The sequence below is a fragment of the Nonomuraea sp. NPDC003201 genome (assembly GCF_053590415.1).
In genome coordinates, this window is the sequence record NZ_JBSFTC010000130.1 from 22,539 (window position 1) to 29,737 (window position 7,199).

Annotated in this window: 4 protein-coding genes; all 4 read left to right on the forward strand. The window is 70.0% G+C overall.

Translation table 11 applies throughout. The features are described from left to right. Positions 1–121 precede the first annotated feature (121 nt). The 4 genes from ACWDX9_RS34660 to ACWDX9_RS34675 all read left to right on the forward strand — a co-directional run bounded on the left by ACWDX9_RS34660 (position 122) and on the right by ACWDX9_RS34675 (position 7,049). Positions 122–1,951 (forward strand): M14 family zinc carboxypeptidase, encoded by a 1,830-nt coding sequence (locus ACWDX9_RS34660; RefSeq protein ID WP_449961469.1) that lies wholly within the window; start codon positions 122–124, stop codon positions 1,949–1,951. Positions 1,952–2,208: 257 nt separating this feature from the next. After that, positions 2,209–3,786 carry a chitinase gene (locus ACWDX9_RS34665; RefSeq protein WP_449961472.1) on the forward strand — a complete coding sequence of 526 codons (1,578 nt, stop codon included), beginning with the start codon at positions 2,209–2,211 and terminating at the stop codon, positions 3,784–3,786. Further along, a complete protein-coding gene (locus tag ACWDX9_RS34670) occupies positions 3,783–5,198 on the forward strand; it encodes a carbohydrate-binding protein (protein ID WP_449961475.1) in 1,416 nt (471 codons plus the stop codon). Before ACWDX9_RS34665 ends, ACWDX9_RS34670 begins: the two co-directional genes overlap by 4 nt. Positions 5,199–5,252: 54 nt before the next feature. After that, complete coding sequence (locus ACWDX9_RS34675; protein WP_449961478.1) at positions 5,253–7,049, forward strand: chitinase; 1,797 nt, start codon at positions 5,253–5,255, stop codon at positions 7,047–7,049. Positions 7,050–7,199: the final 150 nt, after the last annotated feature.

Here is a 7,199-nt window from a genome sequence, read left to right on the forward strand (position 1 = left end):
TCGACCTGTCAGGGGGATGGTGCATGTCCGTAACTTTGGGCCTTTCCTCCGTGAGGCAACGTCTTCAATCTCGGGTCAGGCGCCGGACACCACCCGATCCCGAGCGCCCGAGGAGGACGAGGTGCGACACCGATTAGTCATCCTGCTGGCAGCCCTCAGCCTGATCAGCCTGACCGGCATGTCAGGGGCGGGCGCCGCCGCGGAGCCCCCGGCCAACAAGCAGTACCGCGTGCAGGGCCCGGCGGACGCGCGGCAGCGCAGCGCCGTCGCGGCCACCGGAGCGGCCATCGAAGAGGTGGCCAAGGATTCGGTCCTGGTCACGGCCACGGCAGCCGAGGTCTCCGCCATCAGGCGGCTCGGCTACCGGGTGGCGGAGGTGCCGCGCCCGACATCCCCGTCCGGCGTCGGGACGCTTGACTTCCCGCCGGCGGACTCCGGCTACCACAACTACGCGGAGATGAACGCGGACATCAACGCCCTGGTCGCGGCGCATCCGAACATCGTCAGCCAGTCCACGTTCGGCACCTCGTACGAGGGCCGGGCGCTGCCCCTGATCAAGATCAGCGACAACGTGGGCACGGACGAGAACGAGCCCGAGGTGCTCTTCACCGCGCATCAGCACGCCCGCGAGCACCTGACGGTCGAGATGGCGCTGTACATCATGCACCTGCTGGCCGACAACTACGGCACGGACTCCCGGATCACCAACCTGGTCAACACCAGAGAGATCTGGATCATGCCGGACCTCAACCCGGACGGCGGCGAGTACGACATCGCCACCGGCTCCTACCGCTCCTGGCGCAAGAACCGGCAGCCGAACTCCGGCTCGTCGGCCGTCGGCACCGACCTGAACCGCAACTGGGCCTACAACTGGGGCTGCTGCGGCGGCTCGTCGGGCTCGACGTCCAGCGAGACGTACCGGGGCGCGAGCGCCGAATCGGCCCCCGAGATCAAGGCGGCGGCCAACTGGGTGCGCAGCCGGGTCGTCGGCGGCGTGCAGCAGATCAAGACCAACCTCGACTGGCACACCTACAGCGAACTGGTCCTGTGGCCCTACGGCTACACCCTCAGCGACACCGCGCCCGGCCTGACCCAGGACGACCGGGACGCGCACGCCACGCTCGGCCAGAACCTGGCCTCCACCAACAACTACACGCCCGAGCAGGCCAGCGACCTCTACATCACGGACGGGACCATCGACGACTGGATGTGGGGCGCCTACAAGATCTTCAGCTTCACGTTCGAGATGTACCCGACCGGCTCGAACCCCGGCTTCTACCCGCCGGACGAGCAGATCGTCCCGCAGACCACCCGCAACAGGGAGGCCGTGCTCCGCTTCCTCGAATACTCGGACTGCGTCTACCGGATCATCGGCAAGGAGTCCCAGTACTGCGGCACGGGCAACCCGCCGGTGACCGTCTACTCCGACACCTTCGAGACGGCCACGGGCTGGACGGTCAACCCGTCGAGCGCCGACACCGCCACCACCGGCCAGTGGGAGCGCGGCGACCCCGAGGACACCAACTCCAGCGGCGCCAAGCAGCTCGGCACCACGGTCAGCGGCACGAACGACCTGGTCACGGGCCGCCTGGCGGGCTCGGCCGCCGGTGACTTCGACATCGACGGCGGCGTCACCTCGATCCAGTCGCCGCCCATCACGCTCCCGTCCACGGGCGCGCTGAACCTGTCGTTCTCGTGGTACCTGGCGCACGGCTCGAACGCCTCCAGCGCCGACTACTTCCGCGTCCGCGTGGTGGGCAACACCACCACGACGGTCCTGAACCAGGCGGGCGCGGCGTCCAACCGCAACGGCGCCTGGGCCACCGCGACGGCCAGTCTGAACGCGTTCGCGGGCCAGACGGTCCGCATCCTCATCGACGCCGCCGACGCCTCGGGGGCCTCCCTGGTGGAGGCCGGCGTGGACGACGTCAAGATCACCCAGCAGCCGTAATCCGCTCCGTCACTCCGCCGCACAGGATCCCGGTCCTGTGCGGCGGACTCATGTTTGGGTCTTGTAAGGACGGGCTGTCAAGGCTACGATCGCGACAACTCTTAGGAAACTTTCCTAAAAGTAAGCCTCCGACATCACCGGTCCGCGCATACACCCCCCAAGGGCCCGTGCCCACCTCCACGGGCCCGTGCCGTACGGCTTGCGCTCTCACCCCCCGGTGCAAGCCGTACGGCACGCCACCCCTGAAGGAAGAACTCGTGAGACCTCGCGCGATCCTCCTGGCACTCTCCGCCCTCGCACTCACCTTGCACGCCCTCCCGGCCCAGGCCGCTCCTCTCGCCGCCGGGGCCACCGCGACCTTCGTCAAGGTCTCCGACTGGGGCTCCGGATTCGAGGGCAAGGTCACCGTCACCAACGGCACCACCACGGCCATGAACGGCTGGAACGTCCAGTTCGACGTCCCGGCGGGCTACTCGATCCCCTCCGCCTGGGACGCGGTCATGTCCCGCAGCGGGCAGCACTACACCTTCACCAACCCGAGCTGGGCCTCCCCCCTCGCACCCGGGGCCGGCGCGAGCTTCGGCTTCAACGGCAGCCCCGGCAACTTCCCCGGCATCACCGGCTGCACGCTGAACGGGGCCTCGTGCGGTGGCTCGACGGCCGGAGCCCCGGGCCGACCGGGCGCCGCCTCGGCCACCGCGACCGGCAGCGCCATCTCCCTCACGTGGGGGGCGTCCACGGGCACGGTGACCGGCTACCGCGTCTACGAGGGCGCCGTTGTCAAGGCCACGGTCACGGGCGCCTCGGCCACGATCGGCGGGCTCGGCTCCTGCGAGACCCACACCTACACCGTCAAGGCGTACAACTCCGTCGGGGAGTCGGACGCCGGCGACCCGGTCACCGCCACCACCACCGGCTGCACCGGGGGCGGCGGGACGCTGCCCAAGCACTTCCTCACCGGCTACTGGCACAACTTCGCCAACGCCGCGGCCGAGCTCAAGCTGTCGGCCGTCCCCAACGAGTACGACCTGATCGCCATCGCGTTCGGCGAGGCCACCGCCACCGCGGGCGAGGTCGCCTTCGCGCTCGACCCCGGGCTCTCCTCGGCGGTCGGCGGCTACACCGACGCCCAGTTCAAGGCCGACGTGCAGGCCCTGCACCAGCGGGGCAAGAAGGTCATCCTGTCCGTGGGCGGCGAGGCCGGGCGCGTGCAGGTCGCGAGCGCCGCCGCCGCGACGAAGTTCGCCGACTCGGTGTACGCGCTGATGCAGTCCTACGGCTTCGACGGCGTGGACATCGACCTGGAGAACGGCCTCAACGCCACCTACATGGCCCAGGGGCTGCGGGCGCTGCGCGCGAAGGCCGGCTCCGGGCTGATCATCACGATGGCCCCGCAGACCATCGACATGCAGTCGACCGGGGCGGAGTACTTCAAGCTCGCCCTGAGCATCAAGGACATCCTCACGGTCGTCCACACGCAGTACTACAACTCCGGGTCCATGCTCGGCTGCGACCAGGCGCAGGCGTACGGGCAGGGCTCGGTGAACTTCATGACCGCCCTCGCGTGCATCCAGCTCGAGAACGGCCTGCGCCCCGACCAGGTGGCGCTGGGCCTGCCGGCCGGGCCGGGCGCGGCGGGCGGCGGCGTCGTCTCTCCCTCCCTCGTCAACCAGGCGCTCGACTGCCTGGCCAAGCGCACCAGCTGCGGGACCTTCGTGCCACCGCGCGCCTATCCGGACATCAGGGGCGCGATGACCTGGTCCATCAACTGGGACGCGAGCAACAACTGGTCCTTCTCCAAGACCGTCAAGCCCCACCTCCAGGGAATGCCATGAAATTTCGCAGCAAACTCATCGCATTACTCGCCGGGATCGCCCTCGCGCTGACCGGCGCCGGATTCTCGACCGCCACGCCCGCCGCGTTCGGGGCCGTGCAGCAGCTGGCCGCCGCCTGGGCCCCGTGGACCTCGTACGCGATCGGCGCGGTCGTCACCTACAACGGCGTCGACTACGTGTGCATCCAGGCCCACACCTCGCAGCCCGGCTGGGAGCCGCCCAACGTGCCGGCCCTCTGGAAGGTCGGCTCGGGCGGCGGCGGCAACCCTGGCGCGCCCGGGCAGCCCGGATCGGTCAACACCTCCGTGACGAACTCCAGCATCTCGCTGAGCTGGGGCGCCTCGTCCGGCACCGTGACCGGCTACCGCGTGTACGAGGGCTCGACGCAGCGGGCCCAGGTCACCGGCACCAGCGCGACCGTCTCCGGGCTCGGCACGTGCACGACGCACACCTACACGGTGAAGGCGTACAACTCGGCGGGCGAGTCGGCCGGCCGTGACGCGACCGCCACCACCAGCGGCTGCACCGGCGGCGGCGGGACCAAGATGCCCGGCGCCCCCTACCTCTACATGGGCTGGGGCGACCCGCCGAACCCCGGCACCGTGATGGACGCGACCGGCGTCAAGTCGTTCACGATGGCGTTCATCCTGTCCGGCGGCGGCTGCAGCCCGGCGTGGGACGGCAACCGCCCGCTGACCGGCGGCGCCGACCAGCAGGCCATCAACACGATCAAGTCGAAGGGCGGCAGCGTCCAGGTCTCCTTCGGCGGCTGGCAGGGCAACAAGCTCGGCCCCAACTGCTCCACGCCGCAGGCGTTCGCCAACGCGGTGCAGCAGGTCATCAACGGCGTCGGCCCCGCCGTCGTGGACTTCGACATCGAGAACACCGACGAGTTCGAGAACTACACCGTCCAGGACCGCATCCTGAACGGCCTCAAGATCGTCAAGCAGAACAACCCGAACGTCAAGGTCGTCGTCACCTTCGGCACCTCCAAGACCGGCCCCACCGCGCCCGGCGTGCGGCTCATCAACCAGTCCAAGGCGCTCGGCGTGCCGATCGACAACTACACGATCATGCCGTTCGACTTCGGCGGCTCGAACATGTACCAGGACACGGTCAACGCCTCCGAGGGCCTGAAGAACGCGTTGAAGAGCGCGTTCGGGTGGAGCGACGCCCAGGCGTACGCGCACATGGGCATCTCGGGCATGAACGGCCTGTCCGACCAGCAGGAGACGACCTCCCCGTCCACGTGGACGCAGATCCGCGACTGGGCCAAGTCGCACGGCCTGACCAGGCTCGCCTACTGGGCCGTCAACCGTGACCGCCCCTGCCCGGGCGGCGGCGTGGTCTCCAACTGCAGTGGCATCTCCCAGTCCAACTGGGAGTTCACCCGCATCACCGCCGGATTCTGACCCGCTGAGCGGCCCGCCCCCCGCGCCGGGGCGGGCCGCGCGTGGAGGTATCGCATGAATCTCCGAGGACCGGTCGCGCTCGCCCTGGCGCTCGTCGCGCTGCACGCCACGCCGGCGGCCGCCGCCAACATCCTGGCCAACCCCGGCTTCGAGTCCGGGCTGAGCGGCTGGACGTGCGGCACCACGTCCGGCGCGCAGGCCGTGTCGTCACCCGTGCACGGCGGCACTCGCGCGCTCCAGGCCACCCCGCAGGGCAGCGACTACGCCCGCTGCCAGCAGACCGTCACCGTCAAGCCGAACACCGCCTACCAGCTCTCGGCCTGGGTCCAGGGCAACTACGTCTTCCTCGGCGCCACCGGCACCGGCGGCACCGACCCGCAGACGTGGGGCGCGCCGGGCGCGGCGTGGAGCCAGCTCAAGACCTCCTTCACCACCGGCGCCTCGACCACGTCCGTGACGGTGTACGTCAACGGCTGGTACGGCCAGGGCGCCTACCTGGCCGACGACGTGGTGCTCGACGGCCCCGGCGGCACCCCGGACACCCAGGCGCCGACGGTCCCCGGCAACGTGTCCGTCGGCGGCGCCACGAGCTCCAGCCTCACCGTGAGCTGGGCGGCGGCCACGGACAACGTCGGGGTGGCCCGCTACGAGGTCTCCCGCGACGGCGGGGCGCCGGTCGCCGTCACCGGGACGAGCCACCAGGCCACCGGGCTCGCCGCGGCCACCACGTACCGCTTCAAGGTCCGCGCCTGCGACGCCGCCGGCAACTGCTCGGCCTACACCCCCGAGGCGAGCGGCACCACGACGAGCGGCGGCGGGGGCGGCGGCCTGCCGAAGCGGGTGATGGTGGGCTACCTGCACGCCTCATTCGCCAACGGATCCGGATATATCCGGATGAGTGAGGTGCCGAACGAGTGGGACATCATCAACCTCGCCTTCGGCGAACCCACCTCGGTCACCTCGGGCGACATCAGGTTCCGGCAGTGCCCGGCGGCCGAGTGCCCCAACGTCGAGCCCGAGGCCGACTTCGTCGCCGCCATCAGGGCCAAGCAGGCACAGGGCAAGAAGGTGCTGATCTCGATCGGCGGCCAGAACGGCCAGGTCCAGCTCACGACCGCGGCGGCCCGCGACAAGTTCGTGGAGTCGGTGTCCGCGATCATCGACAGGTACGGCCTGGACGGCCTGGACATCGACTTCGAGGGCCACTCGCTCTACCTCAACCCCGGCGACACGAACCTCGCGAACCCGACCACCCCGGTCGTCGTCAACCTGATCTCGGCGCTGAAGTCGCTCAAGAGCCGGTACGGAGCCAAGTTCGTGCTGACCATGGCGCCGGAGACGTTCTTCGTCCAGCTCGGCTACCAGTTCTACGGCCCGGGGCCGAACGGCACGGCCGACAGCAGGAGCGCCTCGTACCTGCCCGTCATCCACGCCCTGCGGAACGACCTGACCCTGCTCCACGTGCAGGACTACAACTCGGGCCCGATCATGGGCCTCGACGGCCAGTACCACACGATGGGCGGGCACGACTTCCACGTGGCCATGACGGACATGCTGCTGGCCGGCTTCCCGATCATGGGCAACGCGGGCAACGTGTTCCCGCCGCTGCGCCAGGACCAGGTGGCCATCGGGCTGCCCGCCTCGCCGAACGCGGGCAACGGGTTCACCACGGTGGCGGAGGTGCAGAAGGCGTTCGACTGCCTCGCCAAGGGGACCAACTGCGGCACCTACCGGCCGCGCGGCGTATACCCGAACCTGCGCGGCCTGATGACCTGGTCGATCAACTGGGACAAGTTCAACGGCTTCGAGTTCTCCCGGAGCCACCGGGCGTACCTGAACGCTCTCACCTGACGAGCTGCGTGGGCTTGAGCGGGATGCCGAGGCCGGGTGGCCGGTAGGTGGGCAGCGCCTCGCCGTACTCGTGCATCCAGGCGTGGTCCACCAGCAGCCGCATCCGCCCGCCGCCGGGCGGGCCGCCCTCCTGCACCGGGGCGGCCCGCC